This window comes from Hydrogenoanaerobacterium saccharovorans, assembly GCF_003814745.1.
Taxonomy (GTDB): domain Bacteria; phylum Bacillota; class Clostridia; order Oscillospirales; family Ruminococcaceae; genus Hydrogenoanaerobacterium; species Hydrogenoanaerobacterium saccharovorans.
Map to the genome: position 1 here is coordinate 2,075,757 of NZ_RKRD01000001.1, position 23,610 is coordinate 2,099,366.

A 23,610-nucleotide genomic window follows, 5' to 3' on the forward strand; every position below is an offset into this window, starting at 1 on the left:
CTAAATAAGATTAAAAGGAGGCGGACAAGATGTACAAACTGATTTTTGCCGATGATGAAGCACCGGTTCGCAGAAACATAGCAAAATTGATACCTTGGGAAAAATTTGGTTTTGAATTGATTGGATGCTGTGCCAATGGCCACGAAGTGTTGGATTTAGTGGAAAAAGACCCGCCTGATTTGTTAATTACCGATATTAATATGCCTTTCGTAAGCGGGATTGACGTAGCGCGAGAACTGAGGCGCGATTTCCCCACTGTAAAGATAATTTTTTTAACAGGCTACAACGATTTTAATTATGCGCAACAGGCGATTGACCTTAACGTTTTAAAGTATATTTTAAAACCGGTAAGTGCGCAGAGCCTTTCAGAGTGCCTGCAAGAGGTAAAACAGATGCTTGATGCGGAGTACCAGCAGAACTACGATCGCTCCAGGCTCGAAGATTTTTACCGGCAGAATGAATCGATTATGCAAATGGTTTTTTTATATGCTTTGGTTACAACGGGCATTTCAAATACCGAGGCAAAGAAAAAAGCAGAGCTTTTGGGGCTAAATTACCTTAAGGGAGACCTGTTTCAAGTTGCTGTATTAATAGAAGACGGAATGCGCAGCGAACAATGGACAGATGACTCGGTAGATTTGATGAACTTTGCTGTTTACAACATTGCAAAAGAGATATTGGAACGCGAAAATATTGGCACAGCTATATTCAATGGCAGCGCTGTCATTGCAATTTTAAGCAAAAGTACAGCCATTGACACAGAACATTGGCAAGAAAAAACAGTTTTCGCTTTGCAGGAGATACGGGAAGCAATTGAAAAACATTTGAAGTTTACCATTACCATCGGGGTGGGAAACACCTGCAGTGAATACCGTTCTATCCATGTATCTTACGATGAGGCTATTTCTGCGTTGGGTTACCGTTGGGCAATTGGTACCAACAAAGTAATTTTTATTGCAGATATTGAACCGCAGCGCCACAGCACACTTGTTTTTGATAAAGAAAAGGAACAGCTTCTGTTGGATTGTATGAAGATAAACAACCCACAAAAACTGGAAAAAGCAGTTGACAATCTACTGCTTGAAGCCAGTAAATATATGAGTATCGAATCGCTGCGTGCTTATATTATTACAATTATTTTTTGTGTCATTCGCGAAGCAGATAACATCCGCCTTGATACAAAGCAACTGCTCGAGCTCGGTGATATCCGCAAGGTTTTGGAATGCGAACAGGTTGAGGAAATGCGAAAAATTTTGCTGCAGGTTTGCAATTGCATGATGAAGTGCATTTCACAAAACCGTAAAAACAGCTGTTCTGCCGCTGTTACACAAGCAATTCAGTTTATTCACGAACAACTTGCAAACGATACACTCTCGGTAGATATGGTTGCAAAACACCTGCACATGAGTTCCAGTTATTTTCGCGCTGTATTTAAAAAAGAAGTTGGAGCTACCTTTGGTAACTACCTGACAGAGCAACGTATGGAAAAAGCCAAAGACCTCATTTGTACAACCGCATTGAAAAACTATGAGATTTCAGAGGCGGTAGGATACGCTGACCCCCATTACTTTAGCTATTGCTTTAAAAAACATTTTAAAATAGCACCAAATGAGATGCGCGAAAGCTTAAACTAAGTTAAAAAACACATGTTTAACATCGGTTTTTTATATTGACACTTTAGATTTAGCGTGGTATTATTTTATTAAAGCGAAACGTTTCGCTTAAGCGATATTGAAGTTATATTTTTAAAATAGCAACAGTATCGATTCAAACTATTTTATCGAACAACATATTGTGTAAACGGCAGTAAAACTGCTTTTTCATATCACAAAATCCGAAACGTTTCGGGGAAAGAGGGATACATATGCCACTGGTAACTTCCGAAAAAATAATGCTGCGTGCCCAAAAAGAAGGTTACGCCGTAGGTGCTTTTAATGTTGAAAATATGGAGATGGTGCAGGCTGTTATTGAAGCTGCAGAAGAAATGCGAGCACCCGTATTGCTGCAAACTACCCCATCTACCGTGCGCTATGCAGGTTTAGAAGTTTATTATGCAAGTATTGCCGCATTGGCAAAAAAAGCAACGGTTCCCATTGCTGTGCATCTTGATCATGGAGAAAGTTTCGACCTTGTTGTGCGTGCTATCCGTGCAGGCTACACCTCGGTTATGATCGATGGTTCTCATGGTAGTTTTGAAGAAAACATTGAGCTTACCAAGCGCGTTGTAGCGGTTGCCGCACCCAACGAAATACCGGTGGAAGCCGAACTAGGCAAAATCGGGGGTAAAGAAGATGATTTGGACGGTGGCGATGGCGGAGGCTATACCGACCCTGAAAAGGCAAAGGAGTTTGCCGAGCGTACAGGTATTTCATCGCTTGCGGTTGCCATTGGTACCGCGCATGGTATTTATTCAGGTATCCCCAAACTAGATGTAGAACGACTGAAAGCGATTCGAAAAATTGTGGAAATTCCCCTCGTTTTACACGGTGCATCAGGACTTTTGGATAAAGATGTGGTAGAATGTATTTCTGAAGGAATTTGTAAGGTGAACTTTGCAACCGAACTGCGTATTGCATTCAGCGACGGTGTAAAAAGTGTACTGAGCGAAAAACCTGATACCTTTGACCCGAAAGCATACGGAAAAGCCGGCAGAGAACGTGTAAAAGAACTGGTTAAGAACCGGATGACGGTATGCGGATGTACGGGTAAATACTAAACTTCGGAGTTGATATCTATGGCAGCCACAATGAAAGACATTGCCAATTACACTGGTCTTGGCTTGGCAACCATCTCAAAATACTTTAACGGGGGCAATGTACTTGAAAAAAACAAGGTTGCTATTGAACAGGCAATTGAAAAACTAGATTTTACCGTAAATGAATTTGCACGCGGGCTAAAAACCAGCAAATCCAAAACAGTTGGTGTGATAATCCCAGAACTCAGCAATATTTTCGTAACCAACATCATTACGATCATTGAAGATATTTTGAGAAAAAAAGGTTACGGTGTGATTGTGTGCGACTGCCGCACCGATGAAACTCTTGAAAGAGAATCCGTACAGTTTTTAGTAAATAAAATGGTGGATGGAATCATTAATATGCCGGTTTGCAAAGACGGCGAACATTTGGAGCCCGCGCTTGCAAAAAACATCCCCGTTGTGCTTATCGACCGTATGATTAATAATTTGAAAGCTCGTGTGGATGCAGTTGTTGTGGATAACGTAAGTGCTTCTGAAAAGGCAACTTGTCATCTGATAGAAAACGGGCATCAAAAAATCGGCATCGTCATCGGTCCGCGCGAGATATTCACTTCGCAGCAGCGCCTGCTGGGCTACAATCAGGCATTTATCAAAAATGGGCTGATCCCCGACAATGGGCTGGTAGAATACAGCGACTACACCGTACAGGGCGGCTACGAAAGTATGAAGTTGATGCTTGCGCGCCACAGCGATTTAACTGCAGTGTTCGTAACCAACTACGAAATGACGCTTGGTGCAATTATCGCAATCAATGAGCTTGGTATCAAACTACCTCAGGAGCTGTCTGTCATCGGTTTTGACAACATGCAGCTTTCTCAGGTGGTTAAGCCGAAACTTACCATCATTACGCAGCCGCTTGAAGAAATCGGCGAGCAAGTTGCAAAAGTAATGCTGTCACGACTTTTAAGCAACGGTGATTATCAACCCGATATTATCACACTTTCTACGCAATTACAGCTTGGCGAATCGGTGAATATGCCAAACAAATAGTTAAGAGCACGGCGCGTTGCGCCATCTCTTTTAAGCCGATAGCGAAACGTTACGTTATGAGGTGAAATATGAAACACTTATTATTGGGAATCGACATTGGTACCTCTGCTTGCAAAGTTGCATTGTTTACCCACAACGGTGAGGTAGCTGCACAAGGCAGCGGTGACTACAAGGTGTATTACCCGCAACAGGGTTGGGCAGAGCAAAACCCTGAGGAATGGTGGCAAGCGGTATGCAATGCCATCCGCACAATGCTTGCAGAAAACAGCATCGACCCCTCCGCTATTGCAGGAATTGGCATTGACGGGCAAAGTTGGTCTGCAATCCCCATAGATGCAAATGGGAATGTGCTTTACAATACCCCTATTTGGATGGACACACGAGCAGCAGACATCTGCGAGGAGTTAAAAGCTACTGTGGGCGAAGAAAAGCTCTTTGCACTTTGCGGGAACCCACTTCAACCCTCTTATACCCTGCCGAAAATTTTATGGTACAAAAAGCATCAGCCTGAAGTGTACAACAATACATATAAAATTCTTCAATCCAACAGCTTTATTGCTTATCGGCTGACAGGGGCAATTACGCAGGATGTTTCGCAGGGCTACGGCTTACACTGTTTTGATATGCGAAACGGCTGCTGGAACCTTGACATCTGCAACGAACTCGGCATCGACGCGGCAATGCTGCCCGAAATAGTACCTTGTCACCAGGTAATTGGCAGCGTTACACAACAGGCAGCACTGGCAACGGGGCTTGCCGAGGGAACTCCCGTTGTGGCAGGCGGCTTGGATGCCGCATGCGGCACACTGGGTGCAGGGGTAATCCATGCAGGAGAAACGCAGGAACAAGGCGGGCAGGCAGGCGGAATGAGTATCTGTATGGGCACTTACCATGCCGATAAACGCTTAATACTCGGCTGCCATGTGGTGCCTAACCTGTGGTTGCTGCAGGGCGGAACGGTTGGCGGCGGTGGGGTGGTTCGCTGGTTTGAGCAGGAATTCTGCGCCGAAGAGCGAAACGTTTCTTCCATCAATCACACCAACTCGTTTTATGAAATGGATCAAGCAGCTTCCTCCATCCCCGCGGGCAGCGACGGTTTGGTTTTTCTGCCTTATATGGCGGGGGAACGTTCCCCTATTTGGGACAGTAAGGCAAAAGGTGTTTACTACGGTATTGATTTTGCAAAAACACGCGCACATTTCATCCGTGCCAGTATGGAGGGCGTTGCATTTTCGCTGAAACATAATTTAGATATTGCAGAAAGTGCAGGCGTTCGCGCCGATGTTTTACGCGCAATGGGTGGAGCAGCCAACAGCAGGCTGTGGACGCAAATCAAGGCGGATGTCACCAATAAAAAAATTGTTGTTCCCTCTTCGGATACCGCAACCACTCTAGGCGCAGCTATTTTGGCAGGCGTGGGCACGGGTATTTACAAAAACTTCGACGAAGCTGTAAGCAAAACAGTTGCTGTCAAGCGTGAACATCTGCCCAACCCGCAAAATCATGCTATTTATCAAAAGGTTTATAAAACTTATCTTGCCTTGTACGAAAAGTTAAAAGATATCATGCATCAATAGGAGGTATTGCAATGAAAGCAGCAGTTTTATACGGCAATGAGGATATCCGATACGATGAATACCCTACCCCCGAGGTGAAACCGGGCACCGTAAAAGTAAAAGTACGTGCAACCGGAATTTGCGGCAGCGATGTACCGCGTGTGTTACATAACGGTGCCCACTTCTACCCCGTTGTACTGGGGCACGAATTTTCTGGCGATGTGGTGGAAATAGGCGAAGGGGTTACCAACGTGAAGGTGGGCGATACGGTGTCGGGTGCACCGCTTGTGCCCTGCCTAAAGTGCAGCGACTGCCAAAACGGCAACTATTCGCTGTGCAAGCACTACAGTTTTATTGGTTCACGCGAGCAGGGCAGCTTTGCAGAGTATGTGGTAATGCCTGCCATCAACGCGGTAAAGTACGATGCATCCATCCCTTACGAACAGGCTGCCATGTTTGAGCCCTCTACCGTAGCATTGCACGGGGTAATGTGCAACGATTACCAGGGCGGTGAGTACGTCGCAGTATTAGGGGGCGGAACCATCGGCATTTTTACTATGCAATGGGCTAAAATCTTCGGCTCTAAAAAGATTGTTGTATTCGATATTGATGAAGGACGGCTGGCTTTGGCAAAACGTTTGGGCGCAGATGCAGTCATCAACACCACCAAAGAAAATTACCTGCACGAAGCGATGGAGATTACCGAAGGCAAGGGTTACGGCTATGTATTTGAGGCGGCAGGCAACACCGCAACCATGCACATGGCATTTGAAGTAGCCGCTAATAAGGCACATGTCTGCTTTATTGGTACACCGCATGTGGATATGACCTTTACCCCCAAACAATGGGAAAACATGAACCGCAAAGAGTTTAAGCTTACCGGTTCGTGGATGAGCTACAGTGCACCGTTCCCTGGCAGAGAATGGGAGCTCACCGCGCACTATTTTGCCACTGGGCAGCTGAAGTTCGACCCTGAATTTATCTTTAGAAAATTCCCGATGGCAAAAGTTGACGAAGCGTTTGCATTGTATAAAAACCCATCGCAAGTGCATGGTAAAATTTTGCTGATAAACGAATAGGCGGTGGCAGAATGATTACAACCGTTACTTTAAATACCGCGATTGATAAACTATACATAGTCCATAGCCTATTGCCATATGAAGTTATGCGCGTAAACGAGGTAAACAATACAGCAGGCGGGAAAGGGCTGAATGTATCGCGTGTGGCGGCTTTAGCAGGCGAACAGGTGATTGCTACGGGTTTTACAGGTGGTTATAACGGGCAGCTTTTCGAGTCGCTCATCACACAGCCAAACATTACAACCTCTTTTACCAAAATTCAAGGCGAAACTCGCTGCTGCATTAATATACGAGACACCGCAACAAATCACAGCACCGAATTTTTAGAGCCGGGCTGTTCTGTTAGTGAGTCAGAACTAGAGCAATTTACAAAAGATTATATAAAAGCCATTGAAAATGCGGATGTGGTTACCATTTCAGGCAGTAAGCCTAAAGGCGTACCAACCGATTTTTATAAAAGGCTGATTGCCCTTGCAAAAGACAATGGCAAACACGTAATCCTCGATACCAGCGGGCAGACACTGAAAGAAGCAATAAAAGCAAAACCTACCATGATTAAACCAAACACCGATGAAATCCGCCAACTGCTAGATGTAGATATTCACTCACGTGAGGAGCTTATAGACGCAGCACAACGCCTGCACAACAGCGGAATTGCCATTGTTGTGGTTTCGCTTGGCAAAGACGGCGCGCTGATTGTTTGCAAAGAGGGAGTTTATCAGGGAATTACTCCCGATATCCCCGTAGTAAATACCGTTGGATGCGGTGACAGCATGGTAGCGGGTTTTGCAGTGGGGTTATCGCGCAAATACACGATGGAAGAAACCATTCGGTTTGCCATGGCAGTATCTACTGCAAATGCACTCACCATGGAGACTGGCAGTTTTCGTCAGGAAGATTTGGATTGGCTGCTTACTCAGGTCGAAGTAAAAAAATATAATAAATGATAGAAAGAAGGCAATTCGATGACAAATTTCGTAGATCCAAAAAAAGTCCCCCAAAAAGCACTTTATAACGGTACGCAAATTCCTTGCATTGGCATGGGTACTTTTGGTTCCGACCGCTTTACTCCGGACCAGGTATCGCAAGCGGTGGCAGGCGCCATCAAAGTGGGGTATCGTCTGTTTGACTGTGCCTCTGTTTACGGCAACGAAGATTTAATTGGCAAGGTGTTCGCACAAGCCTTTGCCGAAGGTACAGTAAAACGCGAGGAGCTGTTTATAACCTCAAAAGTTTGGAACGACATGCATGGCAAAGGCGATGTTCTTCTTTCATGCGCAAAAACGCTCAAAGATTTGCAACTGGATTATATTGATGCTTATTTTGTTCACTGGCCGTTCCCTAACTACCATGCACCAGGCTGTGACGGCGATGCAAGGAACCCTGACTCAAAGCCTTTCTCGGTTGACCGGTTTATGGCAACCTGGCGGCAGATGGAAAAATTGGTTGATATGGGGCTTGCAAAAACCATAGGTATGTCGAGCATGACAATCCCTAAGTTAGAAGCTGTATTGCCCCTTTGCCGCATCAAACCCGCCCTTATCGAAATGGAACTTCACCCCTGCTTCCAGCAGCCCGAGCTGTACGATTACTGTGTTGCTCGCGGAATTCAGCCCATTGGGTTCTGCCCCATCGGCTCCCCCACCCGCCCCGACCGTGATAAAACCGAAACAGACGTTGCAGATATTGAAGTGCCTGAGGTTGTGGAAATTGCAAAAGCACACAACGTTCATCCCGCCGTTATTTGCCTAAAGTGGGCTGTACAGCGCGGGCAAATTCCCATTCCGTTCTCTATCCATGAAAAGGAATATGTCAGCAATTTGCGCTGCACCATAGAAGACCCATTAACTGATAAAGAAATGGAAATCCTGAAAACGGTAGATAAAAACTGCCGCCTCATAAAAGGCCAGGTTTTCTTGTGGGAAGGCGCAAAAGGTTGGGAAGATTTATGGGATTTGGACGGCGTGATTACAAAATAGGAGGCTTGCTGTATGTTAAAAGGAATACCGAGTATTCTCACCCCAGAATTGCTGAAAATACTGATGGAAATGGGGCACGGCGATGAACTGGTAATTGCAGACGGCAACTTCCCCCGTTTTGCGCATCCCGAACGGGTAGTCCGCTTGGATGGTCATGACATACCGGAAATACTGGATGCTGTGCTGAAATTTATGCCGCTAGACCCTTACGTCGACCACCCCACAGTTTTTATGGCGGTATTGCCCGATGACCCTTACGTTCCCGAAATTTGGCCTGTATATCAAGAAATCGGTAATAAATACGAAAAAAAGGGCTTGCGCGACATAACCATCAATAAGTTTGATTTTTACGACCGAGCAAAAAAAGCATATGCAGTGGTCACTACCAGTGAAACGGCGTTGTATGCCAATATTATTTTGAAAAAAGGTGTAATCACCGAATAAACTTTTTATACAGTAAAATAAGTTAACGTTAAAACAAGTAAGTAGCTGCACATAAAAATTGCAACTGCTTACTTGTTTTTTGTTACAATAGTAGAATCCTTTTAAAAAATAAATATATTCTGTGTTATCTCTAAATATTTTGTCGATTAATGTCGATATAATGGTAAATTGTTAGATAAGCAACTCTGCTCACTGGCAAGTACAATCCCCTTGATGGTATCTAGCTCTACTATTGCGGCTTCACAAGAAAAAATTTATGGAGGAGAAACGAAATGAAAAAAGCAATTAAGCAATCTACGCTGGTCTTTCTTTTAAACACAGTCTCGATTATATTGGTTATCGGCGTGATGACAACATTTTTTATAAATGTTAGATTTAATCAGCAAATTGATAAAGCCAACACAGATCGTTATGATTTGGCTTTCAACGCAAACCGATTTTTAAGTGCATCAGACTATTTAACATCTGAAGTCCGTGCATATGCAGCTACAGGAGATAACGTTCATTACGACAACTACTGGAACGAAGTAAACAACCTTAAAAATCGTGATATCGGTGTTGAAAATATGAAAAGCATCGGTATTACACAAGAAGAGCAGGCGATGATTGATGAGATGGCTACCATCTCCAACAATCTTGTAACGCTCGAAGACCAAGCGATGAAAGATGTGAAAGCAGGAAAAAAAGCAGATGCAATTCAATCTGTTTTTGGTAAGGATTATGAAAGCGGTAATGTAAAAATTTCTGAGTTGAAAACAAATTTTATCAGCATGCTTGATAAAAGATCTAAGGATAAAATTGATAACCTTGTTGTAACAAATAATATATTGGAATTATTATCTATCGTATTTATCGTTTTTGTTGTACTAATTCAAATTCTATCATTTGTAGTCATTCGTAAAAAAGTAATAAAGCCCATTATTGCGGTACAGAGTGAAATGATGGAAATAGCCAACGGGAACCTCTCATCTTATTTTGCTTTAGAGCCGGATACTTCTGAAATTGGAATGCTGGTGGCTTCTATTATCTCCACCAAAGATGAAATCAAAAAGTACATCAGTGATATTTCTGAAAAGCTCAAATTATTGGCACATGGCGATATAACAGCGGAAGTTGACATGGACTACATTGGTGATTTTAAACCTATCAGAGAGTCAATGGTTGAAATTATTGAATCTTTAAACGAGACCCTTTTCCAAATAAGCCAATCTGCCGATCAAGTAGCAGGAGGTTCTGAGCAAGTATCCGGCGGTGCACAGGCACTAAGCCAAGGTGCAACCGAACAGGCTAGCTCGGTACAAGAACTGTCTGCTACTATTACTGAAATCTCTCAACAAGTAAAAATGAATGCACAAAACACAAATCAGGCAAATACTATAACTACACAAGCGGCTGCACAACTGATGGATAGCAATGAGAAAATGAAGCAAATGATTGTCGCTATGGAGCAAATCAGCAATTCATCAAAAGAAATCGGAAAAATAATTAAGGTAATCGACGATATTGCATTTCAAACGAATATTTTGGCTCTAAACGCAGCAGTAGAAGCAGCAAGAGCAGGTGCTGCCGGAAAAGGCTTTGCAGTAGTTGCCGATGAAGTCAGAAATCTTGCAAGTAAATCTGCAGATGCGGCAAAAAACACCACAAACCTAATTGAAAATGCAATACTGTCCATTAAAAACGGCACGACCATTGCTCAAAATACTGCCAATACTTTGTCGGAAGTAATGCTAAGCTCCAAGCAGTCCACCGAATTGATGGAAAGCATTGCACGCGCAACAGACCAACAGGCAAGCTCCATTACACAAGTAACGCAGGGTGTTGAGCAAATATCCGCTGTAGTTCAGATGAATTCTGCAACCGCAGAAGAAAGTGCCGCATCGTCAGAGGAGTTGTCTTCTCAGGCGCAGATGCTTAAAGAATTGGTGAGCAACTTTAAACTCAAAAAGGATGCTAAAATATTTCATTCTTTAGCCTCTGATGAGTATAAGGAGCAAAAAGTTGCCAATGAATATGATACAGCAAAATACTAAGGTATGCTGAATTTGCGCTAATGGCTTAGAAATAGCAATTATAAAACTAAAAAAATGCAGGAGAAAAGGCTATGGTACCTTAAGGGGGTGGTACCATAGCCTTTTTGGGGATTTATAAAAAGGGGGGGATTATGCCCTTTCTATCGTAGTGTCTTCGGTTATACTTTCAAGGACATTGTAAGAACTGTCATACGCATAAAACGTAAAGGTAGCCTTGTAGAAATAACCTGGTTTAGCAGTATATGTACGACTAATACCTGTTGAATAATCATGTTCTTTTATTTCAAATGTTTTAACCGATTTCCAGGATTTTGTCATATCTGCTCTTTCTTTGAGGACTACTTTGATGCCGCAGGAATTCGTGTTGTTGACAAAAAGACTTCCCTCAACCTTTGCTTCACCGTCTTCAATAATTAACCCGTATGACCCAATATCAAGATAAGACAAACGTGCCCAAGCGGTTGTAGCCATCCCTAAAGAGAGAACGACTGCGAGAACGATGCAAAGAAACTTTTTCATTTTACTTCCTCCTTAAAATTATGTGTCATATATGGAACTACAAAACACCACAAAATGTTACACTATAAAAATTTATTTATATTTTTCGATACTTGCTGCAATTTTAATTAAAGCATTGCTTGTAAGAGGGTCGTTTCCTTTTAAAACAAATTTATAACCATCAATTTCAAGTACCAAAGTATGTCTTCCATCTTTGCTGTTTAAAAATGCAATGTTATCGCCCACAGCTATTTTTTTATAATCTACATTCTCTGTATCAAAAAATGTTTGCTTATTCGTTATTTTCTCTTCAAGAAAAGATATTCTTTCTCCATCTTTCGTAATATACGAGATTCTTAAAGATCCTTGTTGCCATTTCATTGTAATGTTGGTAAAGCCCTTTGGCAGACGGGTGGGAACATAAATATAATCCCAATTTTGCGGCATCTCTGAAATGTCGTAGGTTAAATCGGCGTAAGTAACTTTGTCGTTTAAAACCACGCCGTAATTATCGCGCAAAGACAATACATAGTTGAAGAACTCTGTACGAATAGCATCAACCGATAAAATCAATGTACTAGAGCCAACAATGATAACCGCAAATATTGCCGCCACTGTTCTCAAAGGTTTGGGTAACCTGCGCTTTTTCTTTTCATGTTTTTTTATAAGCTTACGCATTTTTCTTTCAAACTCGGCTGACGGCTCAAATTCATCAACAGTATCGTATTCCTGCTTGATTTTTTCTCCTTCCTGCTCAATATAGTCTTCGGCTGCCCGTTTTAGCATTAAGTCAAACAGTTCTACATTAATATTCTGTTTACTCATTCACCTTCACCCTCTTACATTCTAGCAGCTTTACAATTTTTTTCTTTGCCCTGTAAATTCTTACTGCTACATTATTGTCGGATATATTTAACATCTCGGCAATTTCTTTGTTTGAATATCCCTGTCCCATTTTGAGCAAAAATGGTGTTTTCAGTTCGTCTTTCAATTCATCAATTATTTCCATGATAAGGTTGTATTTCTCCGAACTGACTATGTCGTCTTGGATATCTATTTTGTCGTCGATAATTTCATATTCCAAACTGTCAAAATCCATTGTTTTGTTTTTATTTTGTTTTTTTAAAATGGTAAGGGATGTGTTCTTCACAATAGTAACCAAATAGTTGAGTGTTTTATTACACTCTAAATTGTGAACTTTTTGTAAATTGTTTCCCAGCTTAATAAAAGCCTCATGCACTGCGTCTTCTGCCAAGCTCCTATCTTTTAATATTGAATAAGCATAATTGAGCATAATTCTTTTATAGCGGTTGTAAAGCTTCTCGTAAGTGGATTTCTCATCGTCAGTGAACAATTCCGAAGTCAATTGCAGCATATTTGATCCCCCGAATGCAATTTTTTCAGTGGAAAATTATGTATCTAATATACCTTAAATTTCATATTTCGTCAAATAAACACAAATTTAAACTTTAGCTTTCTATCCTTAATTTAACAATAAAAATTGATGCAAAATATCACAAAAAGAGCCGCTCAAAAATGAGCAGCTCTTTTATTCATTGCATCAAAGCACCCTAAACGTTACATCATCCAAATCCATTGATTGACCTTCATTTGCTGAAACAACAAATTGTACTCTAACCTGTTTGATATTGTTGGGTGTAATGCTTGTAATTAATTTATGATAGGCAAAGTTTCGGCTGTTATCTACCATATCCTGTTTTCTCACAGCGAGATACCCACCCAAAAAATCTCCGATATCTGTTTCAAAAATTACAAATACCTCAAAGCCTACATGTGATCCTTCTCCATGAACAAAAAACGATAATTCATAAAAGCATCCGCTTTTTACATCCTGTATTACCTGTACCAAAGCGGCATCATTTGCTAAATTAACAGAGGCGTAACCCGAATGCACTCTCCCCTGGCTTTTTTGTATTGATACTGCAAACGGCGTTGTTGTAGTCCATCCGATAGGGACATTCTTTGAGAAGTTCTCCATCGTACCGTTTATAATCAGCTCACCTGTTGAAGGGCACAAAGGCTCAGTAAGTTCTTTGCTATATTCGGGTTTAAAATTGTTCGGCTTGGTAGTATCTTCAAAATTCTTAATCATCGGGATATTCTGTTTTTCTTCACTTTTAATAGCTTCTGTGGGTGCAACTATTTTTTCCTGCTTGGGAACAGCAGCATTAATGGTACTGTTCGAATCTGTTTCTTGGCGGGCAGAAATATCTGAAAGTTTTTTACTTTTATTATTGTTTTGATCTTCCATCGTTGGAAGCGGATCGTTATTGAAATTTTCAGGGTGCGGATAGATATCCTTTTTGCTGAAGAATTCTTCCGCATCGGTAATATCTGTATCCACATTTTTTTGCGCGATACTCTTTTCTTTTTCTGTACCAAGTTTTGTTTGATTAACTGCATTCTCATTTTCAGCTTGTTTTTCAGCTGCAGAAACTTCTTCAGTTATATTGTTTTGATCTTCCATTGTTGAAACCGGTTCGAAAAAATTCTCATTGAAAATATCAGGGCGCGGATAGATATCCTTTTTGCTGAAGAATTCTTCTGCATCGGTAATATCTGTATCTATATTTTTTTGCGCGATACTCTTTTCTTTTTCTGTACCAAGTTTTGTTTGATTAACTGCATTCTCATTTTCAGCTTGTTTTTCAGCTGCAGAAACTTCTTCAGTTATATTGTTTTGATCTTCCATCGTTGAAACCGAATCGAAAAAATTCTCATTGAAAATATCAGGGCGCGGGTAAATATCCATTTTGCCGAAGAATTCTTTTGCATCGGTAATTTCTGTATCCACATTTTCTTCTGGGATACTCTTTTCTTTTTCTGTATACGGGTTTACTTTCACAACCGTCTTTTGGGTTTCAGTTTGTTTTTCAACTTTATAAGGGCTACCGGAAGAAATAATATTTTGTACCGGCACTTGCCCATATTGCGGCGATATAATTTTTTCGGTGTCTATATCATATTGTTTTTTTGTATTGTAACAGCAAGGGTAATTTTCAATATTCTCGTTATTCACCATTTGCATAGAATTGGAATTTGCTGCCCCCATCTCGTATTGAGGGCTACCAGTGGATTTAATATAATAAACTCTAACATTCGGGCCGGATCTTGGGTCTTTAGTGTAACCTCTAGCCTTCATTAGTGCATCATAATCATCAATCATTTTCGTACCTCCTGTTCGTAACGGATACTAGTATCCGTTATATTTTATGCCTTAACAAAAAAACTGCTCATCAAATGAACGAGCAGTTTTTATATGGTTGTTACCAAAAGGTTTGCTTTACTATAAGCAATCAAGTGTAAAGTAACATATATTATGGGTGAAAGCTCTTTTGGCGCTCTCACCAACAAAAGCTGGCTAACATACTATAATTATAATAACAGCCATTGCATATCAAAAGACGCGGTTATTTAGCCCCCTTTGCTATTGCAGAAGAATAGAAAAAATTGCAAAAAGGAATTAGCGAACGAAGAGGTGATACTGTTGGACGTACTTAGAGTACAGGATATAGAAGAAAAATATCAGGCTCAAAACGGAGAGATAAAAGCACTGGAAAATATCAGCTTCTCTATGAAAAAAGGCGAATTTATGAGCATTGTCGGCCCCAGCGGATGCGGAAAATCCACTCTGCTGTCTATCATTGCAGGGTTGCTTAAGCCAACAGCAGGCGAAGTTTTTGTAAACGGCGAAAAGGTAACAGGCGTATCTACACACATCGGCTATATGCTGCAAAAGGATAATCTTTTGGATTGGCGCACCATTTACAACAATGTGATGTTTGGATTGGAAATAAGGCATAGGATGACCCCTGAAAACGTGCAGAGGGCAATTCATCTTTTAAAAACATATGGTTTATACGAATTTAAAGATAAGTACCCCTCACAGTTGTCCGGCGGAATGAGACAGAGAGTCGCGCTGATTCGAACTCTGGCAATCAACCCGGATATTTTGCTTTTAGACGAAGCTTTTTCCGCTTTGGATTATCAGACCAGACTCAATGTAACCAATGATGTTTACCGCATATTAAAGCAGGAGCAAGTTACTACCATTATGGTTACCCACGATATTCCCGAAAGTATCAGCATGGGCGACCGAATCATGGTTCTGAGTGCCAGACCGGCAACTATAAAGGAAATTTTGGAGATTGACTTTGAAGATAAAGACAGAACACCACTATCCTGCAGAAACAGCCCAAAATTCGGCAAATATTTTGATCATATATGGAAAGAACTGGGGATGAATGAGTAATTTACAAATTTCACAAGAACGACTACTATACTTAAAAAAGAAAAAACAGCGTAAAAGAATGATTGCTACATGTCAAATTGGTATATTGGTTTTATTTCTCTCTGTTTGGGAGATTTCAGCGAGACTTGGTTTCATCGACAGCTTTATATTAAGCCAACCGTCGCGTATATTGCACACATACGTCAGCATGGCACAAAACGATTTACTGATGCATATTGGGGTAACGGTATACGAAACCTTGGTAGGCTTTGTGCTGGGTGTTCTATTGGGTACGCTGCTCGCCGTCATCCTATGGTGGAGCAGTTTTATATCCAAAGTAAGCGAACCGTATTTGGTGGTTCTTAACAGCCTGCCAAAAATCGCACTCGGCCCTGTAATCATAATTATTGTAGGCGCGGGAACCGAAGCAATTATTTTTATGGCTCTTGCTATTTCTCTTATTGTTACTGTATTGGAAATGCTCAACGGCTTTCACAATACCGATAAAGAATACATGAAAATGGCAGCCACGTTTGGTGCTACAAAACGCCAAATTTTCACTAAAATAGTGTTCCCCTATAATATCTCAACCTTATTTAATTCGCTTAAAATCAACATTGGGCTTTCTTTGGTCGGCGTAATTGCAGGTGAATTTTTGGTATCAAAGGCGGGGCTGGGTTATTTGATTGTTTACGGCGGGCAGGTATTTAAACTTGATCTTGTGATGGCAAGTGTCATCATACTTTCTATCGTTGCGGCACTGATGTACGAAGCTGTCGTACTGCTGCAAAAATTCGTCTTAAAATGGTATGGTCATTGAATAAAACAATTTTTGAAAGGGGCAACGAGTATGAAAAAACACATAAAGTTCATTGCTGCTGCACTAAGTGTTGTCATGGTACTCACTTTGTTTGCAGGCTGTGCAAAAAAAAATGCAAAAGAAAAAGTTACCGTATGCGAAGTAACCCATTCCATATTTTACGCACCGCAGTATGCCGCAATTAATCTTGGTTTTTTTGAAGAAGAAGGCATAGAAATTGAACTTTCAAACGGTCAGGGTGCCGACAAGGTGATGTCTGCCGTCTTGTCCAACAACATCGACATCGGTTTTGCGGGGCCCGAAGCATCCATCTATGTTTACAACGAGGGCAAAGACGATTACACTCAAGTGTTTGCACAATTAACACAGCGTGATGGTTCTTTTTTAGTAGCCCGCGAACCAGACCCCAACTTTACATGGGATAAACTGCGCGAAAAAGTAGTTATACCAGGGCGCAAAGGCGGTGTGCCGTATATGGCTTTGGAGTATGTAATACGCAAACACAACTTAGACCCTTATAAAGACGTTACACTGGATAACAGCATTCAATTTGCGCTGATGGCAGGTGCATTTACCAGCGGTACAGGTGATTATGTAACTTTATTTGAACCCACAGCATCCATGCTGGAAGCCGAAGGAAAAGGATACATAGTATCTTCTATCGGTAAAGAATGCGGAGAGCTGCCTTACACCGCTTATTTTGCAAAGAAAAGCTACATCGAAAAAAATGCCGATTTAATCGAACGCTTTACCAGAGCAATTTACAAAGGCCAACAGTGGGTAGCAAAACACAGTGCAGAAGAAATTGCAAAAGTTGTTGCGCCATCCTTCCCCGATACCGACATAAAACTGCTTACCACCGTTATACAGCGCTACAAAGAGATTGAGGTTTGGAGCAGCACCCCTGTATTGACTGCCGAGTCGTTTGACCTTTTACAAAAAGTGATGACCGAAGCAGGTGAGCTTGCTAAAACCGCCCCACACGATAAAATTGTAAACAACAGCTTTGCAGAAAAGGTTGTTGCCGCCGCAAAATAAACTTTGCAATACGGTAAAGATGCCATCTCTGTTTTAAGAGAGATGGCATCTTTACCGTTGGTGTATTATAAGGTAAAATTGCTTTTATCAAATCTGCCAATGAATGAGGATATTTTGTTCGTTTGTCTGCAAATTTCGTTTTCCGATTTCAACGCTCTCAATAAAAACGTTAATCAGTTCTCGCGGGGCAGTATCAAAATCAAGCCACTGCAGCACCTTACCCTGCAATGCAGTTTTGTCTGTATTGCTTTTTGTTTTGTCTAATTCTTGGGCAAGCACAAAAATCCGGCTTTTCAACCTTTGAGAATCTTTTAGATAAGCACGGTTCAGCTGAGCAAACTGTTCTGCCTCAATTACCCCTGCCGATTTATCAAGATATAAATCTTGCAATGCTTTTTCATGGCGCAGTACATCTGCTTGCAGGCAGGCAATCTGTTTTTGCAGGCTTGCAATGTGTTTCTCCTCCCCATCTGTATCTGAAAGCAAATTACCCCAGCAAGGGGTGTAGTAAAGCTGTATGTATTTTTTTAGTCGGTCGCTCACCTCTTTCTCCAACCGATCGAGCCGTATAGAGTGATTGGAGCAACAGCTTTTGTCGGTAGCGTACAGTTTGCACCGCAAGTAGCACCGAGCATAATTGGCAGAACTGTTTGAAACTTTCAGCATCGCGCTGCCGCAATCCATACATCGTACCTTGCCTGCAAGCAAATGGGTTTTTCCGTTACCACTGCTTTTAGTGTGTTCGCCAAGCAGTTTGGCTACCGATGCAAACACTTCACGATCGATAATTGCTTCGTGCGTATTGGGTACAATCACCCAATCTTCTTTGGGCACAGCAACCAGTTCTTTCGATTTATAATTAACTTTTTTGCGTGTACCTTGTACCAAATCGCCGATATACATTTGATTTTTGAGAATTCGCCCTACCGACGTTTTGTTCCATAAACCTAAATGATTACGCTGAGCACCGTTTACATAGTTCCAGCCTTTTTGCTGCTTGTATTTGGTAGGGTTCGCGATCCCCTCTGCATTCAGCAACGATGCAATCTGCTGCTTGCCGTTTCCTGCAAGATACAGAGCAAAAATCCTGCGCACAACAGCAGCTGCTTGTTCATCAATAACCAGCTTGTTTTTGTCACTTTGTGATTTTTGATACCCATATACGGGAAAACCACCGATGTATTGCCCGGTACTGCGCTTATGGCGAAAAACTGCTTTGATGTTCTCCGACAAATCTTCGAGGTACCACTCGTTAATCAGCCCGTTGATTTGCCGTGCTTTTTTATTACCCTTTATCTCTGTGTCAACATGATCGACAACGGCAATAAAACGGATGCCCCACAGCACAAACCGATTGTGAATATAACGCTCCACCAGTTCCATATCGCGGGTGAAGCGAGATTGTGTTTTGCAAAGCACAATCTCAAACTTACGCTGCTCGGCATCCTCAAGCAATCTGCAAAAAGCGGGGCGTTCACTGTCGATACCCGAATAATCTTCATCGCAGTAAATTTCATAAATGTTCCACCCGTGCTCGGTTGCATATTCTGTCAATAACGATTTTTGGTTTTGTATACTTTCGCTTTCCTGCACTTTTTCTCCGTGTCCAAAGGGTATCATATCCTCTTTGCTTAAACGGCAATAAATTGCAGCAAGCATGCGTCAAGTTCCTCCAAAACTTTATTATTTTTCAGCTGCTTTCAGCTTATTTTTAAGGTAGCGTTCTATCTTTTTTTGCAGCAAAGCTTTTTTTTCTTCTTCATCTTTGGAATGAAAGGTTTCATTTACAATCAATTTTGCTTGTTTCATGACAGTCCCCCACAAAAATAGTAATAAAACTGCTGATATAATCTATTTCTATGTTTTGGGGGTTGTACTTTATTTTAGGTAACAAAAGCTTTTTGTAATTCATATACTGTAAGGACTAATTCTGTGCAAAGGTGTGATTTTTTTGGTATTATACTCAATAAAGCCAGGGGACAGCGTTTATTCGATTGCACGTCAGTTTGGGGTATCTCCTCAACAGATTATTGATGACAATCAGTTGAAAAATGTGCAGCGGCTGATGATTGGACAGTCTTTGATTATTCCCGCAGAAAGCGCTCGCCATGTTGTTACACTTGGGCAGACGCTGTATTCCATCGCCAAAAGCTACGGTACAACCATACAGAGAATTTTAGTGGCAAACCCCGCTATTACCGACCCTTCAAAGCTTCGTCTTGGTCAGGTTCTCATCATTCCCCTTCCATCGCAAAAGCTGGGGAGTATTGATGTAAACGGCTATGCCTTACCCGGTATTGGCAGCGACGTACTTGAAGCAACCCTGCCTCATCTTACTTATATCAGTATTTTCAGCTACCAGGTAAAGCCCGACGGCAGCTTGATTGCTATACCGGATGAACCGATTATTACGGCTGCCAAGCAAAAAAAAGTCGCCCCCCTAATGGTAATTACAAACATTAAGGAGGCAGGGGGATTTAACAGTGACATTGCAAATACCATTCTCAACGACAAGAAAGTACAGGATGTGCTGCTTGAAAATGTTATAAAAGTGCTTGAAGAAAAAGGGTACTATGGGCTGGATATTGATTTTGAATACATCTACGCCAACGACCGCGAAGCCTACAATCAGTTCCTTTTAAAAGTAACCAACCGCCTGCATGAGCTTGGATACACGGTATCCACCGCCGTTGCTCCAAAATTGAGCGAAACACAACAAGGTTTGCTGTATGAGGCACATGATTATGCCGCACACGGCAAAATTGTAGACCACGTCATTCTCATGACCTACGAATGGGGCTATACATACGGCCCTGCTATGGCGGTAGCACCCATCGACCAGGTGGAGCGCGTGCTCAAATATGCGGTTACTGTTATACCGAGTAAAAAGATACTGATGGGCATGCCGAACTATGGTTACGACTGGACATTGCCGTTTGTTCAAGGCAGTGCAGCGCGCTCACTCTCTATCTTGGAGGCTGTTGAACTTGCCTCACGTGTAGGCGCCCAAATTCAGTACGATACCCGCGTGCAGGCGCCGTTTTTTACCTACTACGACAGCAACGGCAAACAGCATGTTGTATGGTTTGATGATGTGCGCAGCACAGCTGCACGTTTGAGCCTTGCGGATAAATACAATCTCGGCGGTGTAAGCTACTGGAATATCAACACTCTTTACCCGCAAAACTGGCAGGTGCTGGAATCGATGTACAATGTAAATAAGGTTCTGTAATGGTATTCCGTACAAAAGCGGCAGAGAAATTTCTCTGCCGCTTTTAATCATACAATTTTCGTAGTCCATTCATCTAAGTTCCATACATCCGATACAATATCCGAATAAAACTCCGGCTCATGGCTTACGAGCAAAACAGTGCCCTTAAAATCTGCCACAGCACTTTTCAGTGCCTCTTTGGCATCGGTATCAAGGTGATTGGTCGGCTCATCAAGTACCAGCAGATTAATGCTTTGCAGCATCAGCTTACACAGCCTTACCTTGGCGTTTTCACCACCGCTTAGCACCTTGAGCTGGCTCTCGATATGCTCGGTGGTCAGCCCGCATTTAGCGAGTGCTCCGCGCACCTGAGCATTGGTCATACCGGGGTACTCCCGCCAAATTTCATCTAGTGCAGTGTGGCTACCTGCTGCATGTTCTTGCTCGAAATAGCCGGTTTCTACGTAAGGGTCAAGCTCTACTGTGCCCGATATAGGTGGTTGGATACCAAGCAGCGTTTTAAGTAAAGTAGATTTACCCAAACCGTTAACACCTTTAATTGCAACCTTCTGCCCTTTTTCAAGCAGCAGGTTCAGGGGGGCGGTAAGCGGCTCATCGTAGCCAAGTACAAGGTCTTTTGTCTCTATAACCACTCTGCCGGTTGAACGGGCAGGCGTAAAAGCAAAAATTGGTTTTGGCTTTTCTCTGCCGAGTTCTATAATTTCCATCTTATCTAATTTTTTTTGGCGGCTTTTTGCCATATTGGTTGTGGCTACCCGTGCTTTATTGCGGGCAATAAAATCTTCAAGATGTGCAATTTCTTTTTGCTGTTTTTCGTAAGCCTGCTCCAGCTGGCGTTTTTTCAGTTCATACATCGCTGTAAAATCATCGTAATTGCCTTTGTAGCGCGTTAATATTGCATCCTCTATATGATATACCACGTTGACAACCGAATTGAGAAAAGGAATATCATGTGACACCAGAATAAAAGCATTTTCGTAGTTTTGTAAAAAGTTTTTAAGCCAGGTAATGTGGTTTTCATCCAAAAAGTTGGTAGGCTCGTCCAATATTAAAATCATGGGGTTTTCAAGCAATAACTTTGTAAGCAGTACTTTGGTGCGCTGCCCGCCGCTGAGTTCTCCCACGTCTCTATCCAAACCAATTTCACCCAATCCCAAACCGTTGGAGTATTCTTCAATGCGCGAATCCAGCACATAAAATCCGCTGTGTTCCAGCATATCCTGTATCTCGCCTACATCCTCCATCAACTGTGCCATTTCTTCATCGGTACAATCGGACATTTTCTCGTACATGCCCAGCATTTCCTGCTCCATTTGGTACATATGCGCAAAAGCCTCCCGCAGTACATCGCGGATGGTTTTGCCTTTGGTAAGGGTGCTGCTTTGGTCGAGGTAGCCGGTGGTGATATGATTGCACCAGCTTACTTTGCCCTCATCGGGCATCAGCTTGCCTGTTATAATGTTGAGAAATGTGGATTTACCCTCACCGTTTGCACCCACTAATCCCACATGTTCCCCTTTTAACAGGCGGAACGACGCATCTTCTAAAATTCTTCTCGCACCAAAACCGTGCGTTACATTTTCTACATTTAATATGCTCATGGAAACCTCCAAAATGAAATCGTAGGTTCTATTATATCGAAAACAGGAGGTTTTGTCACGCTATGCTTTTGTGTGTATCCGCCCTCCTCTCATGTGGCGCGGTACCATCCGCTATCGAAGTTTTTATGTCCCGCGCAATCACCGCATCCAGTGAATTAACATCAGATGAACAATGTATCAGCTCCAAATGATTACAGCAGTGTGAAAGCTCTGCTGCAAGCTTTTTCATCAGTCCGCTTTTTCCGGTACCGGGTCCGCCTTTAATAATGAATTGGCGCCAGCCGTCGGCAGGATCTGCCAGTTGGTCGAATCTAGAAACAAAGCCTTGCGGTGTGTTTGCTCCTAAAAAGAACTCCACCGCGTTTTTGCCGTTTTCCATAAGACAATTCCTCCTGCAAAATATTAATATCTTTCCGCTTTATCCTATGTAAAAACGGCGCTGTTTGACACAAAAGACGCTATGCAACCCCTAATAAACGCATTGTACCCGCAAATACAAAACAAATAAGCATTCCTGTAATCGTTGGCACCAAAAACGATACCGCAGTCCATTTTAGGCTTTGCGTTTCTTTTTTTATTGTAATGCAGGTAGTGGAACAAGGCCAGTGCATCAGCGAAAACAGCATTGTGCAAACAGCTGTAAGCCAAGTCCATCCGTTATTCACCAGCAGTGCTTTTAGCTCTGACAAACTTTCGAGTTCCAGTATGCTGCCCGTTGCCATATAAGCCATAATGATAATGGGGATGACAATTTCGTTAGCGGGAAAACCAAGTATAAATGCCATTAAGATAACTCCATCTAATCCAAGCAAGCGGGCAAACGGGTCCAAAAATCCGGCACAGTGTGAAAGCAGGCTTGCATCCCCAACCATGACGTTTGCCATAATCCAAATAACAAGCCCGGCGGGCGCAGCTACGGCAACCGCTCTGCCCAGTACAAACAAGGTTCTGTCGAAGATGGAGCGTACAATTACTTTGCCGATTTGCGGGCGGCGGTAAGGCGGCAGCTCGAGCGTAAACGAAGACGGTACACCCTTTAGAATTGTTTTTGAGAGCAGATGAGAGATAAAAAAAGTCATCACTACGCCCAATACAATCACACAGGTAAGCAGCAGTGTAGACAGCAGTGACTGCCCCACTGTGCCCGCTGTACCAACAAAAAACATGGTGATGATAGCAATCAGTGTTGGGAACCGCCCGTTACAGGGTACAAAGTTGTTGGTTATGATAGCAATGAGGCGCTCACGCGGCGAATCGATGATTCGCGCCCCTACAATGCCTGCAGCGTTGCAGCCAAACCCCATACACATGGTTGGTTAATAAAATGCTG

Annotated in this window: 21 protein-coding genes and 1 pseudogene; 13 read left to right on the forward strand and 9 right to left on the reverse strand. The window is 42.3% G+C overall.

Annotation, left to right across the window (positions count from 1 at the left end):
* Window positions 1-29 precede the first annotated feature (29 nt).
* From EDD70_RS09665 to EDD70_RS09705, 9 genes are all read left to right on the forward strand, one after another.
* A complete protein-coding gene (locus EDD70_RS09665) occupies window positions 30-1,634 on the forward strand; it encodes a response regulator (RefSeq protein WP_092750645.1) in 1,605 nt (534 codons plus the stop codon).
* 230 nt (window positions 1,635-1,864) lie between these two features.
* A complete protein-coding gene (locus tag EDD70_RS09670) occupies window positions 1,865-2,716 on the forward strand; it encodes a class II fructose-bisphosphate aldolase (protein ID WP_092750643.1) in 852 nt (283 codons plus the stop codon).
* An 18-nt stretch (window positions 2,717-2,734) separates the two neighbouring features.
* Window positions 2,735-3,748: a LacI family DNA-binding transcriptional regulator gene (locus EDD70_RS09675; protein ID WP_092750641.1), complete on the forward strand. Its 1,014-nt coding sequence runs from the start codon at window positions 2,735-2,737 to the stop codon at window positions 3,746-3,748.
* Between the two features lie 68 nt (window positions 3,749-3,816).
* On the forward strand, window positions 3,817-5,325 hold the full coding sequence (gene xylB, locus EDD70_RS09680; protein ID WP_092750639.1) for a xylulokinase: 1,509 nt from the start codon (window positions 3,817-3,819) through the stop codon (window positions 5,323-5,325).
* A gap of 11 nt (window positions 5,326-5,336) precedes the next feature.
* Window positions 5,337-6,383 (forward strand): galactitol-1-phosphate 5-dehydrogenase, encoded by a 1,047-nt coding sequence (locus EDD70_RS09685; RefSeq protein WP_092750637.1) that lies wholly within the window; start codon window positions 5,337-5,339, stop codon window positions 6,381-6,383.
* 11 nt (window positions 6,384-6,394) lie between these two features.
* A complete protein-coding gene (pfkB, locus tag EDD70_RS09690) occupies window positions 6,395-7,330 on the forward strand; it encodes a 1-phosphofructokinase (RefSeq protein ID WP_092750635.1) in 936 nt (311 codons plus the stop codon).
* A gap of 18 nt (window positions 7,331-7,348) precedes the next feature.
* Entirely contained in the window at window positions 7,349-8,362 is a 1,014-nt protein-coding gene (locus tag EDD70_RS09695) for an aldo/keto reductase (RefSeq protein ID WP_092750633.1), read from the forward strand.
* A gap of 12 nt (window positions 8,363-8,374) precedes the next feature.
* Window positions 8,375-8,806: an RbsD/FucU family protein gene (locus EDD70_RS09700; protein WP_092750630.1), complete on the forward strand. Its 432-nt coding sequence runs from the start codon at window positions 8,375-8,377 to the stop codon at window positions 8,804-8,806.
* 272 nt (window positions 8,807-9,078) lie between these two features.
* Window positions 9,079-10,839, forward strand: coding sequence for a methyl-accepting chemotaxis protein (locus tag EDD70_RS09705; RefSeq protein ID WP_092750628.1), 1,761 nt, complete (start codon window positions 9,079-9,081; stop codon window positions 10,837-10,839).
* A gap of 129 nt (window positions 10,840-10,968) precedes the next feature.
* On the opposite strand, the gene EDD70_RS09710 is transcribed toward EDD70_RS09705, so the two are convergent.
* The 4 genes from EDD70_RS09710 to EDD70_RS09725 all read right to left on the reverse strand — a co-directional run bounded on the left by EDD70_RS09710 (window position 10,969) and on the right by EDD70_RS09725 (window position 14,524).
* Window positions 10,969-11,358, reverse strand: coding sequence for a hypothetical protein (locus EDD70_RS09710; protein WP_092750626.1), 390 nt, complete (start codon window positions 11,356-11,358; stop codon window positions 10,969-10,971).
* Between the two features lie 72 nt (window positions 11,359-11,430).
* The gene (locus EDD70_RS09715; protein ID WP_092750624.1) at window positions 11,431-12,162 is read right to left on the reverse strand and encodes a DUF4367 domain-containing protein; all 732 of its coding nucleotides are present in this window, start codon (window positions 12,160-12,162) and stop codon (window positions 11,431-11,433) included.
* Window positions 12,155-12,712 carry an RNA polymerase sigma factor gene (locus EDD70_RS09720; RefSeq protein WP_092750622.1) on the reverse strand — a complete coding sequence of 186 codons (558 nt, stop codon included), beginning with the start codon at window positions 12,710-12,712 and terminating at the stop codon, window positions 12,155-12,157. The genes EDD70_RS09715 and EDD70_RS09720 overlap by 8 nt, the downstream gene beginning before the upstream one ends.
* Before the next feature lie 186 nt (window positions 12,713-12,898).
* Entirely contained in the window at window positions 12,899-14,524 is a 1,626-nt protein-coding gene (locus EDD70_RS09725) for a hypothetical protein (protein WP_092750620.1), read from the reverse strand.
* Between the two features lie 321 nt (window positions 14,525-14,845).
* On the opposite strand from EDD70_RS09725, the gene EDD70_RS09730 reads away from it, so the two are divergent.
* From EDD70_RS09730 to EDD70_RS09740, 3 genes are read left to right on the forward strand one after another with little or no spacing between them, the layout of a single operon-like run.
* Window positions 14,846-15,610, forward strand: coding sequence for an ABC transporter ATP-binding protein (locus EDD70_RS09730; RefSeq protein WP_423230110.1), 765 nt, complete (start codon window positions 14,846-14,848; stop codon window positions 15,608-15,610).
* Window positions 15,603-16,409 carry an ABC transporter permease gene (locus tag EDD70_RS09735; RefSeq protein ID WP_092750618.1) on the forward strand — a complete coding sequence of 269 codons (807 nt, stop codon included), beginning with the start codon at window positions 15,603-15,605 and terminating at the stop codon, window positions 16,407-16,409. Before EDD70_RS09730 ends, EDD70_RS09735 begins: the two co-directional genes overlap by 8 nt.
* A 30-nt stretch (window positions 16,410-16,439) precedes the next feature.
* Complete coding sequence (locus EDD70_RS09740; protein WP_092750616.1) at window positions 16,440-17,447, forward strand: ABC transporter substrate-binding protein; 1,008 nt, start codon at window positions 16,440-16,442, stop codon at window positions 17,445-17,447.
* An 87-nt stretch (window positions 17,448-17,534) separates the two neighbouring features.
* Here EDD70_RS09740 and EDD70_RS09745 read toward each other — a convergent pair whose 3' ends face one another.
* Window positions 17,535-19,106 carry a recombinase family protein gene (locus EDD70_RS09745; protein WP_092750614.1) on the reverse strand — a complete coding sequence of 524 codons (1,572 nt, stop codon included), beginning with the start codon at window positions 19,104-19,106 and terminating at the stop codon, window positions 17,535-17,537.
* A gap of 24 nt (window positions 19,107-19,130) precedes the next feature.
* Window positions 19,131-19,256: a hypothetical protein gene (locus tag EDD70_RS15220; protein ID WP_278320578.1), complete on the reverse strand. Its 126-nt coding sequence runs from the start codon at window positions 19,254-19,256 to the stop codon at window positions 19,131-19,133.
* A gap of 142 nt (window positions 19,257-19,398) precedes the next feature.
* Between EDD70_RS15220 and EDD70_RS09750 the strand changes: the two genes are divergently transcribed.
* The gene (locus EDD70_RS09750; RefSeq protein WP_092750612.1) at window positions 19,399-20,679 is read left to right on the forward strand and encodes a LysM peptidoglycan-binding domain-containing protein; all 1,281 of its coding nucleotides are present in this window, start codon (window positions 19,399-19,401) and stop codon (window positions 20,677-20,679) included.
* A 47-nt stretch (window positions 20,680-20,726) separates the two neighbouring features.
* Here EDD70_RS09750 and EDD70_RS09755 read toward each other — a convergent pair whose 3' ends face one another.
* The 3 genes and pseudogenes from EDD70_RS09755 to EDD70_RS09765 form a co-directional block, all read right to left on the reverse strand.
* On the reverse strand, window positions 20,727-22,280 hold the full coding sequence (locus tag EDD70_RS09755) for an ABC-F family ATP-binding cassette domain-containing protein (protein ID WP_092750610.1): 1,554 nt from the start codon (window positions 22,278-22,280) through the stop codon (window positions 20,727-20,729).
* A gap of 55 nt (window positions 22,281-22,335) precedes the next feature.
* A complete protein-coding gene (locus EDD70_RS09760; protein ID WP_092750608.1) occupies window positions 22,336-22,659 on the reverse strand; it encodes a hypothetical protein in 324 nt (107 codons plus the stop codon).
* A gap of 79 nt (window positions 22,660-22,738) precedes the next feature.
* Window positions 22,739-23,593 (reverse strand): annotated as a pseudogene (locus EDD70_RS09765) (nucleoside recognition domain-containing protein); the annotation flags it as partial.
* Between the last annotated feature and the right edge of the window lie 17 nt (window positions 23,594-23,610).

Excerpts from the sequence above, each read along its gene's own strand:
- pfkB (WP_092750635.1), top strand. The coding sequence starts at position 6,395 with ATGATTACAACCGTTACTTTAAATACCGCGATTGATAAACTATACATA.
- EDD70_RS09705 (WP_092750628.1), top strand. The coding sequence starts at position 9,079 with ATGAAAAAAGCAATTAAGCAATCTACGCTGGTCTTTCTTTTAAACACA.
- EDD70_RS09720 (WP_092750622.1), bottom strand. The coding sequence starts at position 12,712 with ATGCTGCAATTGACTTCGGAATTGTTCACTGACGATGAGAAATCCACT.
- EDD70_RS09670 (WP_092750643.1), top strand. The coding sequence starts at position 1,865 with ATGCCACTGGTAACTTCCGAAAAAATAATGCTGCGTGCCCAAAAAGAA.
- EDD70_RS09675 (WP_092750641.1), top strand. The coding sequence starts at position 2,735 with ATGGCAGCCACAATGAAAGACATTGCCAATTACACTGGTCTTGGCTTG.
- EDD70_RS09700 (WP_092750630.1), top strand. The coding sequence starts at position 8,375 with ATGTTAAAAGGAATACCGAGTATTCTCACCCCAGAATTGCTGAAAATA.
- EDD70_RS09745 (WP_092750614.1), bottom strand. The coding sequence starts at position 19,106 with ATGCTTGCTGCAATTTATTGCCGTTTAAGCAAAGAGGATATGATACCC.
- EDD70_RS09665 (WP_092750645.1), top strand. The coding sequence starts at position 30 with ATGTACAAACTGATTTTTGCCGATGATGAAGCACCGGTTCGCAGAAAC.
- xylB (WP_092750639.1), top strand. The coding sequence starts at position 3,817 with ATGAAACACTTATTATTGGGAATCGACATTGGTACCTCTGCTTGCAAA.
- EDD70_RS15220 (WP_278320578.1), bottom strand. The coding sequence starts at position 19,256 with ATGAAACAAGCAAAATTGATTGTAAATGAAACCTTTCATTCCAAAGAT.
- EDD70_RS09740 (WP_092750616.1), top strand. The coding sequence starts at position 16,440 with ATGAAAAAACACATAAAGTTCATTGCTGCTGCACTAAGTGTTGTCATG.
- EDD70_RS09695 (WP_092750633.1), top strand. The coding sequence starts at position 7,349 with ATGACAAATTTCGTAGATCCAAAAAAAGTCCCCCAAAAAGCACTTTAT.
- EDD70_RS09755 (WP_092750610.1), bottom strand. The coding sequence starts at position 22,280 with ATGAGCATATTAAATGTAGAAAATGTAACGCACGGTTTTGGTGCGAGA.
- EDD70_RS09710 (WP_092750626.1), bottom strand. The coding sequence starts at position 11,358 with ATGAAAAAGTTTCTTTGCATCGTTCTCGCAGTCGTTCTCTCTTTAGGG.
- EDD70_RS09685 (WP_092750637.1), top strand. The coding sequence starts at position 5,337 with ATGAAAGCAGCAGTTTTATACGGCAATGAGGATATCCGATACGATGAA.
- EDD70_RS09760 (WP_092750608.1), bottom strand. The coding sequence starts at position 22,659 with ATGGAAAACGGCAAAAACGCGGTGGAGTTCTTTTTAGGAGCAAACACA.
- EDD70_RS09725 (WP_092750620.1), bottom strand. The coding sequence starts at position 14,524 with ATGATTGATGATTATGATGCACTAATGAAGGCTAGAGGTTACACTAAA.
- EDD70_RS09735 (WP_092750618.1), top strand. The coding sequence starts at position 15,603 with ATGAGTAATTTACAAATTTCACAAGAACGACTACTATACTTAAAAAAG.
- EDD70_RS09715 (WP_092750624.1), bottom strand. The coding sequence starts at position 12,162 with ATGAGTAAACAGAATATTAATGTAGAACTGTTTGACTTAATGCTAAAA.